General features: G+C 57.0%; 24 protein-coding genes. 13 read left to right on the top strand and 11 right to left on the bottom strand.

Annotation, left to right across the window (positions count from 1 at the left end; genetic code table 11):
- Positions 1–228: 228 nt before the first annotated feature.
- From phoU to ML541_RS15135, 6 genes are all read right to left on the bottom strand, one after another.
- Entirely contained in the window at positions 229–900 is a 672-nt protein-coding gene (gene phoU / locus ML541_RS15160) for a phosphate signaling complex protein PhoU (protein ID WP_243374117.1), read from the bottom strand.
- A gap of 101 nt (positions 901–1,001) precedes the next feature.
- Complete coding sequence (gene pstB / locus ML541_RS15155; RefSeq protein ID WP_243374116.1) at positions 1,002–1,760, bottom strand: phosphate ABC transporter ATP-binding protein PstB; 759 nt, start codon at positions 1,758–1,760, stop codon at positions 1,002–1,004.
- Between the two features lie 16 nt (positions 1,761–1,776).
- Entirely contained in the window at positions 1,777–2,616 is an 840-nt protein-coding gene (gene pstA, locus ML541_RS15150; RefSeq protein ID WP_243374115.1) for a phosphate ABC transporter permease PstA, read from the bottom strand.
- Positions 2,613–3,572 (bottom strand): phosphate ABC transporter permease subunit PstC, encoded by a 960-nt coding sequence (gene pstC / locus ML541_RS15145; RefSeq protein ID WP_243374114.1) that lies wholly within the window; start codon positions 3,570–3,572, stop codon positions 2,613–2,615. The genes pstA and pstC overlap by 4 nt, the downstream gene beginning before the upstream one ends.
- Positions 3,573–3,788: 216 nt before the next feature.
- Complete coding sequence (gene pstS / locus ML541_RS15140) at positions 3,789–4,817, bottom strand: phosphate ABC transporter substrate-binding protein PstS (protein WP_243374113.1); 1,029 nt, start codon at positions 4,815–4,817, stop codon at positions 3,789–3,791.
- A 111-nt stretch (positions 4,818–4,928) separates the two neighbouring features.
- Positions 4,929–5,366 (bottom strand): phosphate-starvation-inducible PsiE family protein, encoded by a 438-nt coding sequence (locus ML541_RS15135; protein WP_243374111.1) that lies wholly within the window; start codon positions 5,364–5,366, stop codon positions 4,929–4,931.
- Positions 5,367–5,611: 245 nt separating this feature from the next.
- On the opposite strand from ML541_RS15135, the gene ML541_RS15130 reads away from it, so the two are divergent.
- The 13 genes from ML541_RS15130 (at position 5,612) to ML541_RS15070 (ending at position 19,112) form a co-directional block, all read left to right on the top strand.
- Entirely contained in the window at positions 5,612–6,232 is a 621-nt protein-coding gene (locus ML541_RS15130) for a TetR/AcrR family transcriptional regulator (protein WP_243374109.1), read from the top strand.
- Positions 6,219–7,682: an AarF/ABC1/UbiB kinase family protein gene (locus ML541_RS15125; RefSeq protein ID WP_243374107.1), complete on the top strand. Its 1,464-nt coding sequence runs from the start codon at positions 6,219–6,221 to the stop codon at positions 7,680–7,682. Before ML541_RS15130 ends, ML541_RS15125 begins: the two co-directional genes overlap by 14 nt.
- The gene (locus ML541_RS15120; protein ID WP_243374106.1) at positions 7,676–8,365 is read left to right on the top strand and encodes an ABC transporter ATP-binding protein; all 690 of its coding nucleotides are present in this window, start codon (positions 7,676–7,678) and stop codon (positions 8,363–8,365) included. Before ML541_RS15125 ends, ML541_RS15120 begins: the two co-directional genes overlap by 7 nt.
- Positions 8,362–10,917 (top strand): FtsX-like permease family protein, encoded by a 2,556-nt coding sequence (locus ML541_RS15115; protein WP_243374105.1) that lies wholly within the window; start codon positions 8,362–8,364, stop codon positions 10,915–10,917. The genes ML541_RS15120 and ML541_RS15115 overlap by 4 nt, the downstream gene beginning before the upstream one ends.
- A 38-nt stretch (positions 10,918–10,955) precedes the next feature.
- Positions 10,956–11,762 carry an outer membrane lipoprotein-sorting protein gene (locus tag ML541_RS15110; protein ID WP_243374104.1) on the top strand — a complete coding sequence of 269 codons (807 nt, stop codon included), beginning with the start codon at positions 10,956–10,958 and terminating at the stop codon, positions 11,760–11,762.
- Positions 11,759–12,994 carry a hypothetical protein gene (locus ML541_RS15105; protein WP_243374103.1) on the top strand — a complete coding sequence of 412 codons (1,236 nt, stop codon included), beginning with the start codon at positions 11,759–11,761 and terminating at the stop codon, positions 12,992–12,994. The genes ML541_RS15110 and ML541_RS15105 overlap by 4 nt, the downstream gene beginning before the upstream one ends.
- A gap of 61 nt (positions 12,995–13,055) precedes the next feature.
- Positions 13,056–14,042 (top strand): alpha/beta fold hydrolase, encoded by a 987-nt coding sequence (locus ML541_RS15100; protein ID WP_243374102.1) that lies wholly within the window; start codon positions 13,056–13,058, stop codon positions 14,040–14,042.
- 431 nt (positions 14,043–14,473) lie between these two features.
- Positions 14,474–15,289, top strand: coding sequence for a hypothetical protein (locus ML541_RS15095; RefSeq protein ID WP_243374101.1), 816 nt, complete (start codon positions 14,474–14,476; stop codon positions 15,287–15,289).
- A 1-nt stretch (position 15,290) separates the two neighbouring features.
- Entirely contained in the window at positions 15,291–15,800 is a 510-nt protein-coding gene (locus tag ML541_RS15090; RefSeq protein WP_243374100.1) for a class IV adenylate cyclase, read from the top strand.
- Positions 15,801–15,946: 146 nt separating this feature from the next.
- On the top strand, positions 15,947–16,798 hold the full coding sequence (locus ML541_RS15085; protein ID WP_243374099.1) for a 4Fe-4S binding protein: 852 nt from the start codon (positions 15,947–15,949) through the stop codon (positions 16,796–16,798).
- A gap of 70 nt (positions 16,799–16,868) precedes the next feature.
- On the top strand, positions 16,869–17,330 hold the full coding sequence (locus ML541_RS15080) for a GNAT family N-acetyltransferase (RefSeq protein WP_243374097.1): 462 nt from the start codon (positions 16,869–16,871) through the stop codon (positions 17,328–17,330).
- A gap of 26 nt (positions 17,331–17,356) precedes the next feature.
- On the top strand, positions 17,357–18,148 hold the full coding sequence (locus tag ML541_RS15075; RefSeq protein ID WP_243374096.1) for an RNA polymerase sigma factor: 792 nt from the start codon (positions 17,357–17,359) through the stop codon (positions 18,146–18,148).
- 55 nt (positions 18,149–18,203) lie between these two features.
- Positions 18,204–19,112: an alpha/beta hydrolase gene (locus ML541_RS15070; protein ID WP_243374094.1), complete on the top strand. Its 909-nt coding sequence runs from the start codon at positions 18,204–18,206 to the stop codon at positions 19,110–19,112.
- 26 nt (positions 19,113–19,138) lie between these two features.
- On the opposite strand, the gene ML541_RS15065 is transcribed toward ML541_RS15070, so the two are convergent.
- From ML541_RS15065 to ML541_RS15045, 5 genes are all read right to left on the bottom strand, one after another.
- A complete protein-coding gene (locus ML541_RS15065; protein WP_243374091.1) occupies positions 19,139–21,148 on the bottom strand; it encodes a methyl-accepting chemotaxis protein in 2,010 nt (669 codons plus the stop codon).
- 96 nt (positions 21,149–21,244) lie between these two features.
- Positions 21,245–21,982 (bottom strand): DUF3365 domain-containing protein, encoded by a 738-nt coding sequence (locus tag ML541_RS15060; protein ID WP_243374090.1) that lies wholly within the window; start codon positions 21,980–21,982, stop codon positions 21,245–21,247.
- A 486-nt stretch (positions 21,983–22,468) separates the two neighbouring features.
- On the bottom strand, positions 22,469–23,902 hold the full coding sequence (locus ML541_RS15055) for a pitrilysin family protein (protein ID WP_243374088.1): 1,434 nt from the start codon (positions 23,900–23,902) through the stop codon (positions 22,469–22,471).
- 30 nt (positions 23,903–23,932) lie between these two features.
- Positions 23,933–25,426, bottom strand: a complete 1,494-nt coding sequence (locus ML541_RS15050) for a pitrilysin family protein (RefSeq protein ID WP_243374085.1) — start codon at positions 25,424–25,426, stop codon at positions 23,933–23,935.
- A 153-nt stretch (positions 25,427–25,579) separates the two neighbouring features.
- The gene (locus tag ML541_RS15045; RefSeq protein ID WP_243374082.1) at positions 25,580–26,812 is read right to left on the bottom strand and encodes an HD domain-containing phosphohydrolase; all 1,233 of its coding nucleotides are present in this window, start codon (positions 26,810–26,812) and stop codon (positions 25,580–25,582) included.
- Between the last annotated feature and the right edge of the window lie 61 nt (positions 26,813–26,873).

The raw sequence follows: 26,873 nt of genomic DNA, 5'->3' as shown, positions 1-26,873 counted from the left end.
TTCATTTGTTTTTGAGTTATTTAGAAAGGAGTTGGGGGATTGGGGGAATAGCACTTTAATTCCGAACTCAGGCCTTACTATTCCTTCTCATCAACAGAAGAAACAGCACCAACATCACCAGCGTTGCCCCGCCACCGGCTGCGAACCCACCTGGATAGCCCATTGGGGGAAATAAAAAGGCCGGGCATTTCTACCCGGCCGTACGTATTAAGCGTCCATTTTTGAGTATCACGCAATGGTATGGCGGATATCCTTGCCCTTGACCATGAAGATGACCATTTCGGAGATGTTGGTGGCGTGGTCGGCGATGCGCTCCAGGCACTTGGACATGTAGTTGATCTTGATGGCGCGGCTAATGGTCTTGGGGTCGCTGAGCATGAAGGTCAAAAGCTCCCGCTGGATCTGTTCATTCAGGTCGTCCACCACCTGGTCGTCCGTGCAGACCTTGATGGCCAGGTCTGCATCGGCGCGGACGAAGGCATCGAGCGCTTCCTTGACCATCTTTGATGCGGCCAGGGCCATTCGTGGCATGTCGATGAAAGGCTTCAAGGGAGGTTCCGCATTCAATTCCCTGGCCCGTTTGCAGATGTTGGTGCACTGGTCGCCGATCCGCTCCAGGTCGGTGACGATCTTCAATGCCAGGGTGATGAAGCGCAGGTCGCGGGCGGCCGGCTGGCGGCGGGCAAGGACCTCCAGGCACTTTTCGTCGATCTCCATCTCCAGGCCGTTGATCTGGTGGTCGAAGGCGATGGTCTCTTCTGCCAGGGGGGTATCCCGCTCCACCACCGATTTCATGGCATTGGTGATCATCACCTCCACCTTGCCCCCCATTTCCAGGAGCTTTTCCCGGATGGCGTTCAATTCCGCGTCGTATTGTTTACTGAAATGTTCCCGTTCCATTTTAACCCTCTCAAAGTTCGATGTTCGAAGTTCGACGTTCGAAGTTAAAGGTTCATCGGTTACAACCTCGAACTTCGAACCCCAAACCTCGAACTGTTTTTTTAACCAAACCGTCCGGTAATATAATCCTCCGTCTGTTTCTTGTCCGGAGTGGTGAAAATCTTGCGCGTTTCTCCGGCTTCCACCAGTTCACCCAGATAGAAGAAGGCGGTGTGGTCGGAAACCCGGGCCGCCTGTTGCATATTATGGGTGACGATGATGATGGTGTATTTCTCCTTCAGTTCCTCGATGAGCTCCTCGATTTTCAGGGTGGAGATGGGGTCGAGGGCCGAGGCGGGCTCGTCCATGAGGATCACTTCCGGTTTTACGGCGATGGTCCTGGCGATGCAGAGCCGCTGCTGCTGTCCGCCGGAAAGCTCCATGGAGTTTCCCTTGAGGCGGTCCTTCACTTCGTCCCAGAGGGCGACCCGCTTCAGGGAGGATTCGACCACCTCGTCCGCTTCGCTCCGATTGACCCTGCCGTTCAGTTTATAGCCGGCGATGACGTTATCATAGATGGACATGGCCGGGAAGGGGTTGGGCTTCTGGAAAACCATGCCTACCCGGCGCCGGATGGAGACCGGGTCGGCAACCTTGTCATAGATGTCTTTGTCGTCCAGGAGAATCCTGCCGGTCACTCGGGCCGACGGTACCAGATCGTGCATGCGGTTGATGGCTCGCAGCACCGTGGACTTGCCGCAGCCGGACGGGCCGATGATGGCGGTGACGCTGTTCTCGAAAAAATCCATGGAGACGTCCTTGACGGCATGGGTGGCGCCGAAATGGACATTGAGTTGTTCCAGTTTTACCTTGTTTTGCATTGAAATCTCATCCTTATCAGTTTTTCTGTCTGCTTCTGCCGAAGTATCTGGCCGACAGGCTCAGGGCGAACATGATCGTCACCAGCACCAGCGCCCCGGCCCAGGCCAACCGGTGCCAGTCCTCATAGGGGGAAATGGCGAAGTTGAATATCTGCAGCGGCATGGCGGCCATGGGCGCTGTCAGCTTGCTGCTCCAGAACTGGTTGCCCAGGGCGGTGAAGAGCAGAGGCGCCGTTTCTCCGGCAACGCGGGCGATGGCCAGCAGGACCCCGGTCATGACGCCGGTCATGGCGCTTCTCAGGGTTACTTTCAGGCTGGTCCGCCACAGGGGCACCCCAAGGGCCAGGGATGCCTCGCGCAGGCTGCCCGGGACCATCTTCAGCTGCTCTTCAGTGGTGCGCAGGATGATGGGGATCATGATCATGGCCAAGGCTACGGCACCGGCCAGGGCGGAGAATCCCTTCATGGGCACCACCAGCAGCGTATAGGCGACCATGCCGGTGATGATGGAGGGAATGCCGGCCAGGACGTCGGCAGCGAAGCGGATGACGGTGGAGATGCGGCTGCCACCGTATTCGGACAGGTATATGGCGCCGAAAATGCCGATGGGGAGGCCGATAATCGAAGCCAAGGCGATCATTACCGCCGATCCGGCCATGCCGTTGGCCATGCCGCCGCCGGTTTCGCCGGTCGGTTTCGGTATCTGGGTGAAAAAGTCCAGGCTGATGGAGCTTAAGCCCATCTTGATGATATGGACGAAGATCAGGACCAGCGGCACCAACACCGCCAGAGCTGCCGCCAGCATCAGCCCGGTCATGGCCATATTGGCCCCTTTGCGCAGGATGACGCTTTTCATCGGCCACCCCCGCTCTGTCTCCTGGTCACGCTCCAGATGAGCAGCCGGGCCATGGCGTTGATGATGAGAGTTACCACCAAGAGGATCAGGCCGATTTCCATGAGGGCCGAGGAATGGATCTTGGAGGTCGCTTCGGCGAATTCGTTGGCGATGACGCTCGGCATGGTATAGGCAGGTGAGAGGAGCGACAGGGAAATCTGCGGTGTGTTGCCGATGACCATGGTTACGGCCATGGTTTCGCCGATGGCCCGTCCCATACCGAGAATGACGGCACCGAGGATGCCCGATCTGCCATAGGGGAGGACCGCCATGCGGATCATCTCCCAGCGCGTGGCCCCAAGGGCGATGGCGGCTTCCTTCTGGCTCCTGGGGACTGCCAGCAGCACCTCACGGCTGATGGAGGTAATGATCGGCACCACCATGATCATGAGGATGAAGATGGCCGCCAGCATGCTCACCCCGTAGGGAGCCCCCTGGAAAAATGGGAGGAAGCCGAAATGGTCGATGAGAAAGGGCTGGACGGTGCTTTGCAGCCAGGGGGCCATGACCAGCACCCCCCAGAGGCCGTAGATGACGCTGGGGATGGCTGCCAGAAGTTCAACCAGGGAGGCCATGACGGCGCCGAGTCGCTTTGGCGCTATTTCCGTAATGAATATGGCACTGCCGACGCTCAAGGGGGTGGCCAGGGCCAGGGCGAGGATGGAGGAGACCACCGAGCCGTAGATATAGGGGAGGGCGCCGAATTCCTCCTGCACTGCATCCCAATTCTGGTCGGTGATGAAGCGCCAGCCGGACTTGGCCATGGAGGGCAGGCTCTGTTCGACCATCTCGTAAATCATCAGGAAAAGGATGACGAGAATGCTGAAGGCAAAGAGAACGGTGATCCCCTTGAAGATGAAATCACCATTCAAGCCTGTTTTAATTTTCCATCTGCTGGTTATTGCTGCCTGAGACACTATATACTCCGAAATTAGTCATGGAATGGGGCTGCCGCAACTTCGTCCGTTCGTTTGGTCGCTACAGCTGCGGGCCTTGCGTTTTCTCTTGTGTTCGCTGCTGCATCATCGCTAGCTGCTATTTCCAGCCTTGCTTCCGATCATGCATCGGCGGGTGTCCGCTCACCGCTGTGGCTCTGTCACTCTCTCCCGAAGCCGCGGCAGCCGTGGGAGATGCTACTTGATCGTCCTGACTGTCTTCTCCACCATCTTTGCCACGTTGGCGGGAAGTGGCGCATAGAGGATATTTGCAGCCATTTTCTGGCCTTGCTTAAGCTCCCAATTGAGGAACTCCACCAGTTTCTTCCCTTTGGCCTTGTCCTTCTGATCCTGGTAGACCAAAAGCCAGGTGAAGCCGACGATGGGGTAGGCATCCCTGCCCGGCTGGTTGACCAGGGAGACGCGGAAATCGGCGGGCATGGATTTGGCGGCGCCGGCAGCGGCGGCGCTGGTTGACTTGATGGTCGGCTCTACGAAGACGCCGCTCTTGTTCTTCAGGCTTGCATAGGGGAGCTTGTTTTCCACAGCATAGGCCAGCTCAACGTAGCCGATGGTGTACTGGGTGGTTTTTATCTGGCCGGCGACCCCTTCGTTACCCTTGCCGCCAAGACCGACCGGCCATTTTACCGAGCTTCCCTTGCCCACCTTGCTGCCCCATTGCTGGTTAACGGAAGACAAGTAGTCGGTGAAGATGCTGGTGGTGCCGCTTCCGTCTGAGCGGTGGACGACAATGATCGGCTTGGCGGGGAGCTTCAGCGTAGGGTTGTCCCTGACGATCCGGGGATCATTCCATTTGTTCAGCTTGCCCAGGTAGATGTCGGCCAGGGTCTCAGGGGTAAGCTTCAGCCCTTTGCCCACCCCGGGGATATTGTAGGTGACCACCACCGCTCCCATGACGGTGGGAATGTGGAGCAGCCTGCCGGGTACCCGCCTCAGCTCGTCGTCCCCCAAGAATTTATCCGAAGCCCCGAAATCCACCGTCTGGGCGGTGATCTGCTTGATGCCGCCGCCGCTGCCGATTGACTGGTAGTTGAATTTCACGGTCGGATCGACCTTGGCGTATTCGGTGAACCATTTGGAATAGAGGGGGTAAGGGAAAGTCGCCCCGGCGCCGTTGATGAGGGTTGCTGCCGAAGCCTGACCGGCCATGGCTGTCAATGCGATAATGGTTAAGGACAGGGTAATGTTTCGAACAAAGTTGAACATTGATTGCCTCCTTTTCGTGTTGGCTACGGTGATACCGCTGCAATGTTACAACTGTGTTACAGATGGGGAAAGATCAGGTGAAAACTGCACTACGACAATTTTAACATCGGATCAGAGCTCCGCACGATGGCTTTTGGGGGAAAAGCGGACGGCGATGATCCTGACCAGGGCCAGGGAGAGGACGAGAATGATGACCATGCCCAGCTCCTGCCACTCCATTTCCCGGTACCAGAAGGCCATGACTTCCGTGAGCACGGTGACGATGACCGTATCGATGATGTAGGTGACCTTGACCCGCCCTTCGGTGAAATAGGCGAGGGCTGTCCGCAGTACCTCCACCAGTGAGAGAACGGTCAGGATGTCAACGAGAATGGCCTTGAAAGCTCCATGGAAGTCCTTCTCCACGATCAGCCGCAGATCGTAGATGGTGTACAGGACTCCGGCCATGACTGCCGCCAGGATGGCAACGATCAGAAGGCTCAGGAGAACCCGGGCCGATTGTTCGAAGAAACGACTCAGCTTTAGATCAACGATATCTTCTTTCCACATGATGGCTCCTTTCAGGAAGGAAACATACCTGGTAAATGTTACAGTTCCGTCACTCCCCGGTGAATTATTGGAAAATCTCGAATTGTTCTGGGGTAGCCTGCGAGCGAGTTCTGCCAGATCAAGTCCCTCTGAAACCAATTCCAAGACAGCTGAATTGCCACCATTTTTTGTGAGCATGCTCATTTTTCTGCTTGCCACATTCTTTTTTGTCGATTATTATGAGCACACTCATTTACGGAGAAGGTATGCGCATCAGCGAACAAGCCAAGCAGGAAAGCCGGGCCCGCATTCTGGAAAAGGCTGCGGAGCTCTTTATCGATAAGGGATTCGAGGATACCACCACCCGGGACATCGCCATAGCCGCAGGATTGGCTGCCGGAACCATGTTCAACTATTTCCCCAGTAAGGAAACACTTGGCATGTCCCTTGTTACCGAGGCCCTACATACGGGCATCGGCGATTTCCATTGCCGTCGGACCGGTGATGAGGAATTGTCCGAGGAATTGTTCCTAATGATCAACTCAGGGCTGCGACGGCTGCGACCGCTGCGGTCGTTCCTCGGTCCGGTCCTGGAGCGGAGCTTAAGCCCATTTCCTCGCAAGAACGTCTGCCAGGAGGGTGAAACAGCGCGCTGCGAGCATCTCAAGGCCGTGCAGCAGATCATCGGCCGGCATGGCTTTACGGAAGCACCCGATTATGTTGCCATGACCATTTACTGGTCCCTGTACCTGGGCATCCTTGCTTTCTGGACCAACGACACATCCCCCAACCAGGAAGAAACCCAGGCGCTCGTTGACTATGCTGTCCGCACCTTCGTCCAGGTCATCTCCGGCAGCGAAAAGGAGGCCCTCCATGGGGCAGAGTGATAGAACCGCCACCTCTCACAGTCTATTATTGAAAGCCTTGCCGAAGGACCCTGCCATGGACCCGGCGGGACAGCGCCTTGCGGAACTGGTAAACGGCATTGCCGGCAAAAAGGTGCCAGTCAGCTCGTTTGCCCGGATCTGGAGCCTTGGTTCCCTCAATGCCCGGTTAACCGCCGGGTATTTTGCCTATTGGCTGCGCAGTCTGTTCGTTGGGCAGGACGAGCGGCAGCGCCTGAAGAGTGAAGCCCATCTGGCGGCGGCACTGAAGCTCTTTGGGACCATGGGGTACCTGCGGGGGGCGGTGATGAAGATCGGCCAATTGCTGGCGAATCTACCCGAGGTGGTGCCGGAAGAGTTTGCCGAGGTGCTGTCAGCGCTGCATTTCGAGGCACCCCCCATGCACTACGCCATGGTGCGGGAGGTCGTCCTCGACGAGTTCGGCCGCGAGCCGGAGGAGCTGTTCGCTTTCTTCGATCGCGAGGCTTTCGCCGCTGCCTCACTGGGACAGGTTCACCGTGCACGGCTCAAGAGCGGTGAGGAGGTGGCGGTAAAGATCCAGTATCCTGGCATAGCCCGCACCATCAGAACAGACCTGCGCAATTTCCGCCTCTTGCTCCAGCCGCTCTGCCTTACCAGCGATTGGCAGAACACCCTCGACAAGTTGGCAGATATCGAGCAGATGCTGCTCATGGAGACCGACTATGAGCAGGAGGCGTACTTCAACGAAAAAGCCCGCGAGCTTTTTACCGAGGCTGATCGGGTTGTAGTTCCGCAGGTTTATGGCGAGTATACCACCAAGCGGGTGTTGACAACGGATTACCTGGCCGGCAGCCATCTTGACCAGTTCCTGTCCCGAAATCCGAGCCAGGACGAACGGGACCACTTTACCACCCTGCTGACGGTCGCGACCTTCCGGGCCTACTTCCAGCGGCATTGGTTTCTAGCGGACCCCCACCCTGGCAACTTCATATTCATGGAAGATGGCCGTCTTGGGCTGATCGATTTCGGCTGTACCCGGATTATCACCGATGATGAGTGGGAATTGATCCGCGATCTGGAGCGGGCGATTCTGGACCGCGACGAGGCGGGCCTGAACAGGATCGTTGCTACAGCTTGCCTGTTCGACGACCCTGAACAAATAGAGCCGGAGCGGCTGGACGTTGTCCGGCGCGGGGTCTGCTGGAGCATGGAACCGTGGCTGCACGAGGGACTGTTCGATTTCGGGGACCGGGAGTTTTTCCGGCGCGGCATCGACAACCTCATGGAGATGACGCGCAAGAGATATACCCGGGGGAATCCCCTGTACCTCTGGTCCAATCGCTTCATTTTTGGGGGACGGGCTTTCTGCTGCCGGTTGAAGGGACGCTGCGAGTTCAGGAAGATCTATATGCAGGAACTGGCCTGGGTTCATCCGGATGCAGCCGGGACAAAGGAGAATAAAGGATGCTGAGACTCCAGAATGTGGTTAAAACCTACGGAGGCAAATCGGCAGTAACGGCTTTGGCCGGAATCGATCTCACCGTCACTGGGGGAGAAATGGTGGCCATCATGGGGCCGTCCGGCTCCGGTAAATCGACCCTGCTTAACCTGCTCGGGGGGCTCGATGTCCCCACATCCGGTTCGATTCTGGTGGCAGGAACCGACTTGGCTGACAAGGGGGAGAAGGAGCGTTCCATGTTCCGCCGGACTACGATTTCCTATATTTTCCAGGCCTATCACCTCATGCCGACCTTGAAGGTGAGCCAGAACGTGGCGCTGCCCCTGCACCTGGCCGGAGAATCTTCCGCCGAGGTCAGTCGCAGGGTTGCCCAAGCCCTGAAAGACGTCGGTTTGGAGGGGCGATCGAGTCATCTTCCCGATGAGCTTTCCGGCGGCGAACGCCAGCGGGTGGCAATCGCCAGGGCGCTGGTTACCGGTGCGCCGCTGCTTTTGGCCGACGAGCCCACCGGCAACCTGGACACCGCCCGGGGAGAAGAGATCCTGAACCTGCTCCGCGCCATCCACCGGGAGCGTGGAACCACCATCGCCATGGTCACCCACGACCACCATGCCGCTTCCGCCTGCGACCGGCTCATCAGGCTTCGGGACGGCAGGGTGGAGGGTGACGGTCCCGTGGCCGGAGGTGGAAGATGAACTTCCTGCTCCGCACCCTGTCCCTCTCCTATGTCAGGCGCCACCTGATGAAGACAATGCTGACCCTGTTGGGGGTGGTGGTCGGCGTTGCCACTTTCAGCGCCATCCGCAGCGCCCAGGGGACCCTGGTCAAGGGGATACGTTCCACGGTAGACCGGGTCGCCGGCAAGGCCCATCTGCAGATAACCATGGCCGGAGGGGTGCCGGAGGAGGTCCAGGAGAAGGTCCGTGCCCTTCCGGGCATCCGGGCGATCTCGCCGGTCATCGAACAGATCGTGGTGCCGGAGCGGGGAGAACTGGGGAGCCTGATGGTGATCGGCATCGATCTCCTGGGGGACCGGGAGATGCGGGAATACGGTTTCGAGGGGGAGGATGCCGACTTGGACGATCCGCTCCTCTTCCTCGCCCAACCCGACTCGGCGATCTTCACCCGCGATTTTGCCCAGAGGGCGGGGCTCAAGACCGGTGATACACTGCCGGTGCGGGTGCCGACCGGGGTGAGACGGGTTGCGGCGCGGGGACTTCTTTCTCCCAAGGGATTTGCCGAGGCCTTCGGCGGCAACCTGATGGTGGTGGATGTTTATGCCGCCCAGGAGCTCTTCGGCCGGGGCCGCCGCTTCGACCGCATCGATGTGCGGCTGGCGGAGGGGACAACTGTGGCCCAGGGGACGGCGACGCTGGCGAAGGCCCTCGGCCCTGCTTATCGTGTGGAAACCCCGGACCGCCGGGGCAAGCAGATGGAGCAGACGGTTAACAATTTCGTTGCCGGCTTCAACATCACCAGCGGCTTTGCCCTCTCCATCGGCACCTTTCTCATCTTCAACGCCTTCAATGTGGCGGTGAACCGCCGACGCCGCGATATCGGTACGTTGCGCGCCCTGGGGGCCACACCGCGGCAGGTGCAGTCCCTCTTTCTCATGGAGGCGCTGGTTATCGGTCTGATCGGCGGCGCTGTCGGCTGTCTGGCCGGGGGGGCCATTGCTGAAGGTTTCCTCAAGATGATGGGGCAGACAACAGATACCATCTATGGGGTCACCTCTTCCGGAGGCTCCGTCCGGTTTCCTCCAGGCATCATCCTGGAGTCGGTGCTGCTCGGAATTGTCGCGTCTCTGATAGGGGCATGGAATCCGGCACTTGCAGCCTCCCGGATTTCCCCCACCGAGGCCTTTGCCAAAGGAGCTTTCCAGGCGAAGATCGCCGCAAACCAGGCACCCCGCATCGCAGCAGGCGTTGTTGCCTTAGATTGCGCCATTCTCATGGCCCTCTTTCCCCCCTATGCGGGAAACCCCCTCATCCTTTCCATCATGGCCCTCGGCGGAGTTGGAATGGTGCTTCTCGTAGGGCCGCTTTCCCGATTGATCCTGCGACTCCTTGCCCCACTGCTCATGGGGCTGTCGCCGGTCGCGGGTAGGCTCTGCTCCGACGCCCTCCTGGGGGCTCCCCGCAGGACCTCCGGCACCGTCATGGCCATGGCTTTTTCCCTCACCTTCGTGTTCGGGCTCGGCGGATACATGGGATCGATGACGGCGACGATGGTCAAATGGATGGACGACGTCCTTACCAGCGACCTCTACGTGCGGGCGTCCGCCAACTGGTCGCGCCCCGATTTCCTCTTTCCCGGAACCTTGCGGCAGGAATTGCTGAAGGTGCCGGGAGTGCGGGCGGTGGAATCCGTCAGGACCATCCGTCCCTTCTACCAGGGACATCAGATCGTCATCAGCTCCTTTGAGGTTGGGCCGGTGATGAAACGGATCAAGTACGAATACTTCAGCGGCAATGAGCAATCGATAGTGCAGGGGGTCGGCCGACAGGGGATGTGCTTCGTTTCGGAGAATTTCTGCGGCCGCTTCAACCTTGGGGTCGGGCAGTCGGTGGAGCTGATGACTCCCACGGGACCAGTGCGTTTTCCCATAGCCGCGGTGGTCCGGGACTACGGCTCCGACCAGGGCGCCATTTATATGGACAGGAATACCTATCTGCGCCACTGGCAGGATGACCGGGTGGACATATTCGACGTATCGGTGGCTGCCGGAGCGGATGTGGGCCAGGTTCGCAACCTGATGCGGGCGAAGCTTGCGGGGAAGATGCCGGCGCTGATTTCCACCCGGCAGGAGTTCATCGCCGAGATCAAGAAGGCCATCGACGCCTTTCACGCCCTGACGCGGGTTACCGTGTTCCTAGCTCTGGTGGTGGCCTTCCTGGGGATCGTCACTTCGCTGCTCATCTCGGTGGCCGAGCGTACCAGGGAGATCGGCGTGCTGAAAGCCCTCGGTGCGATCCCGTCGCAGATAGTCCGCAGCGTCGTGGTGGAGGCGCTGGTAATCTCTCTGGTGGCGGTGATCGTGGCGATTCCGGCCGGAAATCTCTTCGCCGCCTTCATGGAAGGGGCGGTGGCGCGGTTCTACACCGGCTGGAGCATGCCCCATGAGTATCCCTGGGAAATTATGGCCCAGCTTCTCGTCACCCTTCCGTTCGTTTCGACCCTGGCCGCCTGTATTCCTGCGCGCCAGGCGGCACGGCTGAAGATTACCGAGGCAATCGAGTACGAATGAATCAGGAGGTAAGAGACCTATGGCAGAAGGAGGCAGAGATGAATACAAGGAAAATATGGATTAGTTCGCTCTTTCTCGCGATGACGGTTATTTCCGGCCTTATGGCCGCTACCGTCTTCGCCGCTCCCGATGCCCGGGCACTCCTCAAGGAGTCGGAAAACAGGCATCGTACCAGGACCCAGCAATATGCGGGGCATCTGACCGTCGTGAACAAGGAGGGGAAGGTGCGCAAAAAGGGGTGGAAGAGCTACCGGCAGGGGTATGCGGGTGACGCAAAGAACCTGGTGCGATTCACCGAGCCCCCGGAGGTGAAGGGTGTGGGTTTCCTCTCCATTTCCCGGCCCGCCGGGCAAAATGCGGATCAATGGCTCTACCTCCCCTCCATGAAACGGGAACGGCGCATTGCCGCTCAGGACCGTGATGCATCTTTCGTGGGAACGGACTTCAATTACGAAGACATGGAGGAGTTCGACCACGAAAAATACAAGGTGGCCATGCAGGGGGAACAGACCGTGGATGGGCAGCCCTGCTACGTGATTACGGCCATCCCATTGGAAAGCGGCGGCAGGTCGATCTACGAAAAGAAGATCCTCTATTTGCGCAAGGACATCCTCTATCTGCTGCGGGAAGATCTTTTTCGCAAAGGTGACAAACAGCCGAGCAAGATATTCACGCTTTCCGACTTGCAGAATGTGGAGGGACACTGGGTAGCAAAGAGATGGGAGATGAGCGACCTGAAGAAAGGCAGCAAAACGACGGTGATCCTGAAGGAAATAACCTTCGACAAGCCGCAGCCGGTCGGCCGCTTCACCCTGCAAAACCTCAACCGCGAAGGTGGCGATTGAATCTTTTTTGCCTTCCCATTTGCCTGGCACTGCTTATTTTTCCCGTTACAGCCACAGCGGCGGAAATTTCCGGCTATGCCGAGGGAAAGGGTTTCCTCTATCCCGAACGGACCCACGGTCACAGTCCATCGCTGGAGGGCTGGGGCACGCTGTTCAACAAGGTGGAACAGAGGCTGGGTGATGCGCAACTGACCGGATCGCTGCGGGGGGAGTGGCTTTCCACCGATGATCAGGGGGGCGTGCTCGATCCCGCCGACCGGCACATCCGCCGCCCTCCCTTTTCGGTGCAGGACCTCTGGCTGCGCCTGCCCCTGTCGCCCGACGTGGACCTGCAACTGGGGCGCTTTCAGCTGGGCTGGGGCAAGACCGACGGGTACTCCCCGGCCGATGCCTTTCTCCCCCGTGATCTGACCGATCCCTTTGCCGACGAGAAACTGCCCCTCTGGGCGGTACGGCTGTCCGGACAAAGAGGCTCCGTGCGCTATGAAGCGGTAGGCAGCCCCATTACCACCCCCTGGCGCCTTCCCGTGCTCGGCAGCAGGACTGCGCCGCTTAACGGGGAGATCCCCGCCACCGTGACTCTCCAAGAAAGGGACAGCTCGCCGCCGGTGCCCGGATTCGGCGCAATTCGCGTGTTGGCCACCATGGACCAGTGGGATGTGGGGGGCTGGGTGCGTGCGGGAATCCGCCCCTCGCCGCTCCTGGAATTCCGGGTTGATCAGGCCATGGAGACTGCCGACGGGCTGGCGATTCCGGTAGAGCGCCGCTATGTGGAGGAAGAAGGGGTAGGGATAGAGCTTTCGCGGGTGGTGGGCTCCTGGGTGATCCGAGGGGAGGTTGCCGGGCTCTTTTCCCGCGACAGGGAGCTGGGCAATGCTGTCATTGGGGCACTGAGCGCCGAAAAAGGCTTTGGCGACGGGACCCTGCTCATAACCGTGGCAGGAAACGCCATCGATCCGCCCGTGGATGAGATCCTGCTCTTCGACCGGGCAATCCTCCCCGCGCTCATCACCGCCTGGACCCGAACCGAGGAGTGGGGGGAGTGGAAGGCGGTCTGGAGCGTGGGGCTGAAGCGCGGCGATGGGCTCGTTAAAGCTGAGCTTTCCTATAACCTCACCGACCTATGGAAACTGGCAGTGGGAGGCGAGGCCCCCTACGGATCTGGTGCCGGAGGCTTCGGCGCCCTAGATGCCGCCCGCCGACTGCGTATGGCTATCCGTCGGAGCTGGTGACACAGACTTAACAACAGGAGGAGCTATGGCAAGCATTCAGAGTTATAAAGGAGGTTTTCACATGCAGAAGCGGAGAGCTTGGGTAGCATCCTTGAAGGCACGCGGACTCATCGTGTTGCTGGCATTGGTCGTGCTGATGGGGCTTAGTGGGTGCGACAAACATTCGCTCTTTCAGTCCATCATGAACCATGAACGTGAAAGTGCAAAACTGACTGTAAAGACAGAGACACTCCCATATGGAAAGATTACGTATCTCACGAATTCAGTGACCGGAAGCGAACCTCCAATTGTGATGCTCCACGGCTTTGGCGGAGAAAAAGACAACTGGAACCGATTTTCGAAAAAGCTGACCGATGATTATCGTGTCATAATTCCGGATCTTCCGGGGCACGGGGAAAGTGTGCAGGATCCGGCTCTGAATTACGGGATCGAAGAGCAGACAAAACGGCTGAAACAATTTCTTGATGCTTTGGGGGTAAAGAAGGCCCATCTGGTAGGCAATTCCATGGGGGGCGCCATTGCCCTGCGCTATGCCTATCTTTACCCGCAGGCTGTTTCTTCTCTTGCCTTGTTTGACGGCGCGGGGGCTGAGCAGACCGCTACCGAATTTCAAACGTACATGAAGACAACGGGGAAAAACCCGTTGCTTGAAATCGAGACTGCCAAGGACTTTCAAGCTACCATGGCCAAATATGTCTTCGTTGACCCGCCCTATATCCCGGGATTCATTATCAACGTGCTGGTGGAGGAAAAGCTGAAGCGGAGGGCCCTGGAGAAAAAGATGTTTGCCGATATCATGGCGGATCTGGACCAAATGAGCATCCTTTCGTCCATCAAGTCGCCAGCTCTTATCCTCTGGGGGGGACAAGACAAAATACTGCATGTGGACAACGCAGAGCTGCTGCACATTAAACTGGTCGGGAGTCACAAAGAGGTCATCGATGGGGTCGGTCACTGCCCCATGATTGAGAAGCCCGAGGTTGCGAGGGAGGCATACCTTAGATTCCTCCATGAGATGGTCCCTCAGGGGAAGCCGGTTACCATGTGATGGATATGGGAGCTGGTTGTGGCCAAGAGCCAGGCTGGCGACTGCGGGATAATCTCGGCCGCACATACTCACGAGCGAAAAGTGGATTGACTAAGGAAAAGTTTTCCGGTAATTTGCGCCGAAATTAAATTTAATTGCTGAAAGAATTACATGATCCTGAACTAGATCATAATCATAGCCCAGAAATGCCCTTGACGCCGCCAGAGTCCGCCGCTGGTGGCGAGGGTCTGCAAGCTCAGTGTCCATAGCCCCATCGGCTCTTGCTGATGGGGTTTTTATTACGAATGGGTGATCACATGCCCGGAAGTTTTTTATGCTGTCCATGTAAAAAGGGGCCGAGATCGTCCGCTACAGGGACCTCAGAGCCATTGCCGGAGCAGAACCTTTAATGCCCTGCACTTTATGGGTAAAAGCCAAATTACAGGGGGGATATGTTCACGAGATTGCTACACATTGTCATGATGCTGGCCTTGGCCGCAGCACTTTCCGGCTGCAGTCTTGTTCGAAGCGGTATTGCTTCGCTGAAATCGACCGCCGATTTCGTTCCTATGGCTGCGGATGGGCGTGTCTTCGCCGAACCCGGATCAGAGGATGTGGCTGCCATTGCGGCCAAGGAGCTGCCTGAGGCCATTGCCACGGTGGAGCGGGAGCAGTATCATCTCTTTGCCGAGCCGGTTCAGGTCTACGTCACCCGCGACGAGGAGAGCTTCGCTTCATTCACCGGCGTGCCCAAGGAGGTGCGCGGGGCGGTGATTCTCAAGCTGTTCCTTTCCGGGGGCCTGAGGAAAGAGCCGGACCGGATCAAGAGGATACTGACCCACGAACTGTCCCATCTCCACCTGGGGCAGCGCCTCGGCATCTATGGCTACAACGCCGCTCTTCCCTCGTGGTTCCAGGAAGGGCTAGCGGTTATCGTTTCCGGTGGTGGCGGGGCGGAGAAGATGAGCGAGGCCGGGGCGGCCGAAGCCATTCTCCAAGGGAAGAGCCTGGCTCCAGAGGATACCGGCAGTTTCTTCTTCAAGAAATTTGCCGCTTCCTATGGGTTGAAGCCCCCCATGTTCTACCGCCAGAGCGGGATGTTCGTCAGCTATCTGCGGAGGATGGACGAAGCACGCTTCAAGGCCTTCCTTCTTGCGGCAGTGGAGGGGCGGGAATTCAGTGAAGCTTTCGAAAGTGCCTATGGAGTGGGGATCGACGTTGCCTGGCAGCGATTTGTAGGCCAGTTGAAGCAGGGGGAGACAATCTAACATGGCAAGAAACATCGAAATCAAAGCGCGCATCGACAGCATTGAGGCGCTGGTACCGAAGGCGGCGGCGATTGCAGACCAGGGACCAATGGAGATCGTTCAGGATGACACCTTTTTCCGCTGCGATTCGGGCCGTTTGAAGTTGCGGGCGTTTTCCCGGGACGAAGGGGAGCTGATCTTCTACTGCAGGGCTGATCGACAAGGGCCAAAGGAGTCCTTCTATCTCCGTTCGCCGACACCTGCGCCCGAGACATTGCGGGATTCCCTATCCCTGGCCTACGGACAGGCGGGCCGGGTGCGGAAGCACCGCACCCTCTTTCTCGCCGGCAGAACGCGCATTCACCTGGACAAGGTGGAAGGACTGGGGGAATTCCTGGAACTTGAAGTTGTCCTGGGTGAGGGGGAATCGGCCGAGAACGGCGTCCGGGAGGCCCACGACCTCATGGCCCAACTGGGAATAGAGCGGTCGCAGCTTATTGATGGCGCTTACGTGGATCTGCTCTTGAAGTGAGTGCGATGGTATTCCGCAAAAGTCTGGATCCGAGGAGGCAAAATGTCGACTGCTGGAACATCCCCTGTTCATCCAGCCGCCCCCCGGTCGGTTCATGAAAACTGTAACCCAGAGGGACGTACAACAATCGGGAGGAGAAAAAAGCCATGTGCCAGTTCTGTCTGAAGCACGGCGAAGGTGAAAAGTGGTACCTGCAGGCCCAGAACTACTCGGAGGATATGCTGAGCGACTTGAAGCGCCTCAAATTCATGGAGCTTTTCGCCGACCCCCAGGCCCGGGAGCGTGAATTCCAGAATATGAACATCGGGCTCGATCGCATGAAGAAGATGCCGTGGCTCATCAGGACCCTCTTCAGTCGCATCATTACGAGAAAGATGAAGAAGGTGCACTTCGGCCAGGTCGTTCCCCTGGAAGATGTGGAGCGGATATTCGAATTCACCAACTCCATCGTCCGTGTTGCCTGCGTCTGCCGCGAATCGACCTTGGGGAAAGAGAAGCGCTACTGCTACGGGATCAGCCTCGGCCCCAATGGTGGAAAGCTTATGGAAATATTTCAGGCTCTCGAAGAGAAATTTACTGGTGGAGTCGATGACGCACGCTTCGAAATGCTCACCAAGGAGGAGGCGCTGGCCGCTTTCCGCGCCCACGAGCGCGAAGGTCTCTGCCACACCGTCTGGACCTTCCAGACCCCCTTCATTGGCGGCATCTGCAACTGCGACCGGTCCGACTGTCACGCCATGCGCTCGACTATCACCCATCAGATCCCGGTCATGTTCCGGGCCGAATATATTGCCGCCATAGATCCGGAAGCCTGCAAAGGCTGCCGGCAGTGCATGCGCCTCTGCCAGTTCGGAGCCCTCAGTTACAGTGCTGCCACCAAAAAGACCCTTGTGGATCAAACCTTCTGTTACGGATGCGGCATTTGCCGTTCAGTCTGCAGCACAAACGCCATCAGGCTCGAAGACCGCGCCGCATCGCCTGCGGCCAACCTGTGGTAGCAGGATACTGGGTGCCGACTCTGATAGCGAGACTTCATGGAAGGAATATCGACATGATAGGGACCTTTTTATGCAGATGATCATTGGACCCGCCGCTGTGGCGGATGCAGCGGAAATACTGGCCCTGCAGCGGCTGGCTTACAGGAGTGAGGCGGAACTCTACGATGATTTCACTATTCCGCCCCTCGCTCAGAGCCTGGACGAACTGGTGGCCGAATTCCACTTACGCACGGTCCTGAAGGCGGTGGACGGAGAGAGAATTGTCGGCTCGGTGCAGGGATTCCAGGTGGGGGATACCTGCTTCGTCGGCCGGCTCATGGTCCACCCGGCACGCCAGGGAAGGGGCCTCGGCACGCAGTTGATGGCTGCCATCGAGAGCCGCTTTACTGCCGTCGATCGGTTTGAACTTTATACCGGCGACAGGAGCGAAAACAACATCCGCCTGTACCAGCGGCTCGGCTACCGGCGTTTTAGAGTTGAGGATGTTAATCCCCACCTTTCCCTCTTTTTCATGGAAAAGTACCGCTCCTGATTATGGAATTTATGAAAGCAGCTGCAATGTCAAACGCTCGCGTAGAACATTTTGATCACTTGTATCGCGACAACGTTGAATTGATCTTCAAGCTTGCCATTGGTCTTACCGGTAACGACCATGATGCGGAGGAGGTCACCCAGGAGGCTTTCCTGCGGGCTTTTCGCTCCTATGACGATTTTCGTGGCGATTGCGCCTTTTCCACCTGGATCTACCGCATTGCCATGAACGTGGCCAATGATTATCTCAAGCAGAGAGCGAAGTTTCCCTGCCAATCTCTCACCGAGGATTACGGCTATGTCCTTGAGGAAATCCTTGATCCCGATCCTGCCGTGAATCCCGAGATGGAACTCCTTGCCGGGCAGGCTAAAGTCAAGTGTCTGCACAGCCTGACCGAATGTTTCACTCCGGAGCAACGCAGGATTTTTTGTCTGGCGATCACGTTAGGCTTACCCCACAAAATGGTTGCTGAAATCCTGGATTGCTCCCTTGGTTCGGTGAAGACAACGCTGCACCGGGCCAGGAAAAGATGGTTCGGCTACATGGAAGACCGGTGTGGACTCATCAAAAAGAGCAACCCCTGTTCCTGCAGCCAATGGGGCCGCTTTGGCCTGTCGCAAGGGTGGTTCAACTCGGATGCTCAGGTTAGGCCGCCTGTAGTCAGCCCAGCAAGGGCCAGGGAAGAGATCGGGCAGATGAAGGCGTTACGGGAAATTTACTGCGAATTGTACCCGGAGACGGCGGATAAAGCCTATGTACAGAGAATCAAGGAGGGGATCAGGAAGAAGGAGTGGGGAATTTTTGTTGAGTGTCGGTAACCTTTTTCTACCTGGTGAGTCTAATGATCAATTACACTCGACAGGAGGCAGAAAAATGGCACCAGACTCAGAATGCGCAACCATGACTTCTTTTAAAAGAAATTCCTTCCGGATCAAGGGGCGGACCGTTCATGCCATCGAAGCAGGTAATGGCCCTTTGGTCATAGCGCTGCATGGATTTCCCGATCTCCCCATTTCCTTTCGCCATCAGATCCCATTTCTGGCGCAGTGTGGTTACCGGGTGGTGGCACCCTGCCTGCGGGGCTACTTTCCAAATGACAATTGCCAGGCCGGGTCGTTGGAGGTCGCCACCCTCGTGCTGGATCTGCTGGACCTGATCGATCATCTGACCGACCAACCGGCAACGCTGATGGGGCATGACTGGGGAGCTACCGTCGTTCGCGGCGCCTCGATCATTGCGCCGGAAAAGGTTGCCCGCATCATCTGCATGTCGGTGCCTACCCCCGGCAATTTTGCAAAGGCCCTGATGAGCAATCCCCTACAGCAGCGCCGCTCCTGGTACGCGTATTTCTTTCAACTCCCCTTTGCGGAATTGGCTGTGGCTGAGAACGATCTGGCCTTCATTGAACGGCTTTGGCAGGAGTGGTCCCCCGGCTGGCATTGCCCGAAGGATGTCATGGAGGAAGTCAAAGGTGCTTTTCGTCATCCATCCGTGCTGAAGGCCGCTTTGGAGTACTACCGCTCCCAATTCAATCCGACCCTTCAGCATCCGGGTCTGGCCGAGATCCGCAAACGGCTTTCGGAACCGATACCGGTCCCGACCATGTATCTCCACGGTGCGGATGACGGCTGTATCGGCGCGGAGACGACCGAGGGGATGGAGAACAGCTTTCTCGGGCATTTTGAAAGATATATCATCTCTGCTGCCGGCCACTTTGTGCATCAAGAACAACCGGGAATTATCAACGAACTTATTGTGGGCTTTCTGTCTTCAGGCTGTTGATTCAGCCCATTTCTCATGAGGCAGGATCATTCAAGCCTGAATCTGGCCACCATCTGCTTCAGGTCCATCGCCTGCTGGGAAAGACTTTCGGCCGACTTGGCCAGCTGTTCCACCGAGGAGAGGTTGTTTCTGGCAAGGTCGCTGATGTTCTCCATTGCCTTGACCACCATCCCCCCTCCCTTTCGTTGTTCGGAGGTGGCGTTGGCAACTTGCTGGGTCATGGTGGCCATGCCGTCAACGGACGAGACGATCAATCTTGCGGATTGCTCCTGTTCGCGGGTGGCTATATTCACCTGTTTGGTGGACTGGTTCATGTTGTCCACCGCAAGTCGGATCTGCTCGCTTCCCTGGGCCTGTTCCTTTGCGGAACCGGCCACCAGCACGGTGCTCCGGCTCATTTTATCCACCGCTTTCAGCACCTGGCTGGAGGCGGTGGCATGTTCCGCAGTCATGGAGGCGATGTCGCTCATCAGGTTACTCGTTTGCTCGATGCTGCTGACGATGTTGGCCAGTGTGCTCTCCGCCTTGGCAGAAAGTTCCATGGATGCCCGGGCCTCTCTTGAGGCCTTTTGGCTGTATTTGATGGAATCCTCGGTGTCGGCCTGGACCTGCTTGATTACCTGTCCGATCTCTTTTGTCGCCCCAAAGCTCATCTTGGCAAGCTTGCGTACTTCGTCGGCTACTACAGCGAAACCGCGCCCCGCATCACCGGCCTGGGCCGCCTCGATGGTGGCGTTGAGCGCAAGCAGGTTCGTCTGATCGGCGATGTCGTTGATAACTTTCACGATGTTGCCGATTTCGGCCGAGCGTTTTCCAAGGGTGACGATGGAGGAGGCCGTCATCTCGATGACTTCGGCCACCTGCTGCATAGCTGCGATAGCCTCTTGGACCGCCTGCTGACCGGAATAACCCTCCTTGGCCGCCACTTTTGCCACACTGTCGGCATCCGCCACATTCTTCGCCACCTGTCGAATGGAAACCGCCATCTGCTCAACGGTCACCGCGGTTTCCCCCGCCACCTGCTGCAGCTCTTCGCTGCTTTGAGCGACCTGTTCAATGGAGATGGTCATCTTTTCGATTGTTGCCGACGTTTCGGCCACGGAGGTGGCCATCATATCGGCGCTTCTTGCCACCTGCTCGCTGGATGCCCCCAGCTCCTGGATGGAGGAGGATACTTCCTCGGCGTATCCCGCCAGTGATTCGGCACTCTCTGCGACTGTCTGGATCGATGCCGACATCTCCAGCATGTTGCTGGAAGTCTCCTCGCTTGCCGACGCCTGGCTGTGGGCTGCCGTGGTCATTTGGGACGAATTGGCGGAGATCCGGTCGGCTGCGGAGGCCACTTCCCCGGAGGTTTCACGGATTTTGCCGACCATGGTTCGCAAATTTCCCAGCATGACATTCATTGACCGTGCTATTTCGCCGATCTCGTCGTTTGCCCTCACCTCCATGGTTTGGGTCAGGTCTCCGTCGGCTATTCTTTCCAGCCGGTCTTTCAGCTCCCCGAGAGGACGAAGCGCCAGACGACGGAATAGCAGGTAAAAGACGATGGAAATACCCACTATGGAGGCGCCTGCCAGGCCCAGTATTATAAGCAGCGCCTCGCGGAACCTCTCCTTACTGGCCTTTGTGCTCAGTGCAATTTGTGCGGCGCCGATTTTTTCGCCGCTTTGCTTTACCGGGCTGGTGAATACCAAGAGGTGTTCTTTTTCAGCTTTTGCCCGGGAAGCATGCTTTTCGTCAAGGGGGGTGAGAATATTTCCTTGCTTGTCCATGAAGAGGGCATAGACAATCTCCCGGTCATTTGCCGAGATGTCCCGTACATAATTCTCAAGATAGACATAGTTGAAACTTAAAATCGGCTCCATGCCGATGGTGGCAAGAAACTGGACAAGGTTTTTACCCCTCCGGTCCATATCCTCCATGACGGAATATTTCTGATAAAGGGTGAGCGAGATGCTCATCACAGAGAAGACCAGGACAAGTGTTATCAGGATTCCTGCTAAAAATTTTCTCGTAAGATTCCATCTCTGCATCTCTCAGTTCCCTCCACGGAAGAATAGCTATGCTGAAAATAAACACCCGGCATTCCTTCAGGCTGCGAAGGAATGCCGGGTGACTTCTCTTTTTCTTTATTTTGCGGGTATAACGATACTGATGGCCCCGCGCACATCCCCCTCTTTGTAACCTTCCTTCTTTCTGCCCGTGATGTCATTGTCCCCGACTGGTGCGCCATGGCAGGTGAGGCACATCTGGGTTATGTAGACGGGGACCATGTAACGGAAGCTCTTTTTGCCGCCGCTGCCCGTTGTTTCCGAATAGGATTTGCCCCGTACCCAGCCGGATTCGAATTTTTTCAGGGTTGCCGTTTCGAATTTGTCAGGCTTGTTGGCAGGGTTGCGATATTTAAGACTGGTCTGCTTGATGGAGATACCGGTCTTCTTGAAGAATTTATCTCCCGTTCTCTTTCCGTATATGGCGGGAGAAAAGCCTTTAAATGCAATTCCCGGTTGATTGATCTGGGGTTGCGCCTCCGTTACCACTTCTTTGGCTGAATTGTGCAGTTTCAGCAACAGGTTGCTGTTATGGTCAGAGGTATCCAGGTTCCTGATATCCAGGCCGGTCATCTTCTTGAAATCGCCGGCAAGCTGCGCTTCATATGCTGCCGCTGTAAATCCTTTGTCTGCTTTACCGGACGTATTGATGATCGACTGATTGTTGGCGACAACTGCCCTTCCTTTCAACAAGTAGTCTGCAAGGAGTTTTGCGAGTTTTTCGTCATCCTGCGCGGCACATGCGCTTTGTACGAACAGCACCGTTGCCGACAGTAAGCCCACCATCAATACCAACAGAGATTTTTTTTTCGTCATGAGGTTCCCTCCTTGTAAATAAGTTGCAGTAGAGTGAGCAGATATATCTGTAAAGCAAATAATTTATTGCCCAGATTGGCTGCAACTTTAATGGTAATAATGAGAAATTTTTACCTACCGTTTTAGTCTTATATGCCAAGTTGATGGTAAATTTCAAGAAATAATAGTTAATTAACCATATCAGGCCTAGATGCATTACCGTTCGGCCAGTCCTTTATGACCCAAAGATCGGCTCAATGCAACGATCTAACGGTGAATTGCAAGGGCTTCCCCCGTGCAGGACCTTTTTTGTTCTGCGGCATTTGACGTTTTCACCATCCCTCCCGGGACAGAAGTCCCCGTACGGGGAAACGGGTCCATGGGATGGTGTGACGTCGAGGAAGTAAATAAAAAGGCCCCCAGCTTTGACTGGAGACCTTTCTTTGGCGGTCGTTCTTTTCGACCGAACGACCGGACGAAGTCGCGGCAATCCGTCACCACATTACACTATTTCCCATTCTCCAGCTTCAATTCCCGCACCGGCCCCAGTGTCGACAGTGGTTTGTCGAATTTCTGCTCATCCCCGACCACCACCACTATCATCTTTTCCGGGTGCAGGTATTTCCGGGCCACGCGCAGCACATCCTCTTTCGTTGCTTTGGCCAGGTTATCCCGGTAATTTTCCAGGTAGCCGGCCGGGTAGCCGTAGTATTCCAGCCGCAGCTGCTGATTGACCACCGCATCGGGGCGGGCGAAGCCGAAGATGAAGGAGTTGATCAGGTAATCCTTGGCCAGCTTCAGCTCCTCGTCCGTTACCGGTCCCTTCGTCATCCCTTCGATGATGTCCCGCATCAGCATGGTGGCCTTGACCGTGGATTGGCTCTTGGTCTCGGTTTCGGCGACAAAGGTGCCGACGAAGATTTTTCCCACATCGAAGCGGCTGTCAACGTTGTAGGCGAGCCCTTGGTTGGAGCGGATTTCCTGGGTCAGGCGCGAGGTGAACCCACCCCCCAGGATGTAGTCCATGACTTTCAGGGCGTAGAGGTCGGGGTTGTTCTTGTCTATACCCAGTTCCCCCATGCGGATCACCGACTGACTGATATCTTTCCTTGCCAGCAGGACCTCCGGTTTCAGATCGCGCTGTACCGGCGGCACGACGGGGTACTGGACGGCAGTCTTTTCCCAGCCGGGGAACAGCGTCTCCAGCTTTTCGATCAGTTCCTTCTTGTCGAAATCACCGGCAACGGCCAGCATCATGGCGTTGGGGTGGTAGTAGTGCTTGTGGAAATTGACCAGGTCGTCCCTGGTAATCCCTTTGACGGTTTCTATAGTGGGGATGCGCCCCAGGGGGTGGTTGGGGTAGAGGGCCTTCTGCAATTCCCGGTCGGCCACTTCCTTGGCGTCGTCATTCTGCCGGCGCAGCCCCTCGATGGTCCTGTTTTTGGCGAGAGCAACCCGGTCTTCGCGGAAGGCGGGATGCATGACCACATCGGCGAAGAGCACCAGGGTCCTGTCCAGATTTCGTTTCAGGCAACTGATGGAGACATTGGCCGCATCGGTACCGGCGGAAGATTCGATGGCCGAGGCCATGTATTCCAGTTCCTGGTCAAGCTTTTCCGGCGCCATGGAGGTTGTGCCGCCGCTGCGCATCACTGCCCCGGTCAGTGCGGCCAGCCCCGCCTTGTCGGCCGGCTCGTAGATGCTGCCGGTCTTCACATATGCGGTCATGCTGACGATAGGGAGCTCGTGATCCTCCAGCATGTAGACGATCATGCCGTTCTTCAGCTGCACCCGTTCGCTCCTGGGAATCTCGAACTTGAGGGGGGCGAAGGTCATGCTCCGCGGGGTGGTGACCGGGGGCGTCGCGGCGCAGCCGGAAAAAATCAGGATGGTACTGAGAACGAGGCAAAGGCTGGTGGTGAATCTTCGTATATGTTTCATGGCGGTTTCCTCGGTAAAATTTGATGTCTGCTACTTGGACTGCCGCTTGACGATGGTGCCCACGGTCCGATTGGTCTGCACCAGGTATTTCTGCGCGACACGCATGACGTCGTCGGGGGTGACCTTGGCAACGTGACGTCGGTGCTCGATCAGATAGCGCCAGCTGCCGGTGGTCGCCTCGTATTCGGTCAGATTCCGGGCAAGACCGCCGTTGGAGATCATCTGCCGCGACTCTTCATACTCCAGCTTGTTGAGGATCTGCTGCAATTCGGCGGTGGTGACAGGCTCTTTCTTCAGGCGCTCCAGCTCGTCGTAAATGGCACTTTCAACTTCCGCGGTCGTGTGGGGATCGCGTGGGGTCGCTGCCAGGATAAAGAGGTTGGGATAACGGCTACCGGGGGCGGTGAAGGCAGCCACATCGGTTGTCAGCTGCTTTTCCACCACCAGCTTTCTATAGAGCCTTGAGGTGCGCCCGTCTGCCAGGAGCATATCGATGACGTCGAAGACATAGTCGTCGGGGGAGGGGAAGGTTGGCTTGTGGAAGGCGATCATCAGCTGCGATTCGGCTTCCGCCTCCACCTGGATGCGTTTTTCACCCAGCTGCTGGGGCTCCTCGACGGTAACAGGGGGCACCGGTACGCCGGGGGGGATGTCGCCGAAATATTTTTCCACCATGACGATGATCTCGGCAGGCTTTATATCGCCGACAATGGCGATGATGGCATTGTTGGGGGCGTAATATTTATGGAGAAAGGCCTCTGCCTTGGTGCGGGAGAGGTTTTCGATGTCGGACATCCAGCCGATGGTGGGCTGGCCGTAGGGGTGGGCGACAAAGGCGGTGGCGGCAAAATTCTCCCAGAGCTGCCCTTCCGGCTCCGTATCATAGGAGCGGCGCCGCTCCTCCATGACCACGTCACGCTCGGTGTAGAATTCGCGCAGCACGGCGTTTTTCATCCGGTCCGATTCGATGGCCGCCCACAGCTCCATCTTGTTGGCCGGCATATTGATGAGATAGGTGGTGCCGTCCTTGCTGGTGAAGGCGTTGTAGCCGGTGCCGCCGTTTCTGGCATAAATCTGGAAGAATTCTTCCTTCACAGTGTATTTTTCAGCTTCCCTCTCCAGGGCATAAAGCTCCTTCTTCAGCTTGTCAAGGGTTGCCGGATCGCTCTTATCCTTTTTCGCCTTTTCGGCCATGAGCGCCTGGGCAGTTTGTTCGATCTTGTCCAGGATCGGCTTTTCCTCCGCATAATTGATGGTGCCAAGGGTCTTGGTACCCTTGAAGAGCATGTGCTCCAAAAGGTGGGCCAGGCCCCGCTCGTCGCTGCGCTCGTCGACGCTACCGACCCGGTACCTGATCCAGGCAGCGACGGTGGGGGAGGTATGCCGTTCTACCAAGAGGAGTTTCATGCCGTTTTTCATGGTGTACTCCTGCACCTTGTCCTCAAGCCCCTGGCAAAATGCAAAAGGGGCGGTCAAGGAGATGCACAGGACGGTGAACAGGACGACTCGCTGCGCGGCGTTCATGGTGGTGGACCTCTCAGTGTGATGGATTTTTTTCAGGCACTATAAATACCACCAAGGGATTGGTAAGGCAATGGCTAAAAATGTATCTATTGAGCTGATCAGGCTTCAGGGTGGGTTCTTGTCTTTATTTTTTCTCATTATTGGGTTGCTGCGCTAATCGTGGGGGTAGATGCTGGTGATATGCCGTATGGTATCCAGCGTCTCAAAAAAGGCCTCGACCACCTCCGGGTCGAACTGTTTTCCCGATTCGCTGCGCAGGTTGTCCAGCACCTCTTCCTCGCTCCAGGCCTCCTTGTAGCAGCGCTGGGAGCAGAGGGCGTCGTAGACGTCGGCAATGGCCACGATCCTGCCAAACAGAGGGATTTCCTCCCCCTTCTTGCCCAGGTGGGCACCGTTCTCATCCACATGGCCCGGGAGTGGCAGACCGGTCTCCCGGTCCACGTGGCCGGGATAGCCGCGGCCGTCCCACCTTTCATGGTGATTGAGCGCCACCACGTATGCTGCCTCGTCCACATCGGAATAGAGCTCGGCAAAGAGCCGTGCCCCCAAAACCGTGTGTTGCTTCATGATGTCGTATTCTTCCGGAGTGAATCGCCCCGGCTTCTTCATGATGATGTCGGAAATGGCCACTTTGCCCACATCGTGGAGCATGGCCGCCATGGTGAGGATATCCTTGTTCCGTTCGATCTCGGCAGGGGGAATGTTCCTTTTCGCGGCCCAGGTTTCATAGATGGCAGAAGAATAGGCCCCGACCCTTTTTACATGGGGACCTGTTTCCTTGGGGTCGCGCAACTCGGCCATCTTGTTCATGCGCATAATGATTCCCCTGGTCAGCTTGGCCCGCTCGACGGCATTGGCAGCGTTGTTGGCGAAATGCACCAGGAGTGGTTCATCCTCTGCTGCAAAAGGCACCGGTTCGCCGGCACCATCCTTGGCATTGATCAGCTGCAGCACGCCGGTGACTTCGCCGCGAACCGTTTTCAGCGGAAAGGTGAGCATGGACCTGGTCCGATAACCAGCTATGTCATCATAGCTTCTGTCGAACGAAAATGGGTCATCACGGTTGAGCCGGTAAACATCGGCGATATTAATGGCCTCACCCGAGGCGGCCACATGCCCGGCGATTGAATGGTGATCGATGGGGATGGAAAAGGTGGAATAGATCAGCTTCCTGCTAGGCGGCAGGTTCCTCTGCAGAGTATCGTTCTGGGTGTAGCTGAAGTGCAGCCGGTCGTCTTCACGGATGTAGATGGAGCCGGCGTCTGCCCTGGTGAATCTTCTGGCTTCGAGAAGGATCTTTTCCAACAGCAGGTCGATGTCGTTGATGCGGGAGATTTCCAGACCGAGGTCGATGATGCGCTGCAGCTTTTTGCTCATGTCTATCATGCTTCACCTCCCGGCCAGCACTCATGAAAAACAATGTGGTTTCATTATAAAAAAGTCTATG

Source organism: Geotalea sp. SG265 (assembly GCF_022808985.1).
Lineage (GTDB): Bacteria > Desulfobacterota > Desulfuromonadia > Geobacterales > Geobacteraceae > Geotalea.
The sequence above is the reverse complement of the archived record's forward strand: the minus strand, read 5'-3'. Positions and strand labels throughout refer to the sequence as shown.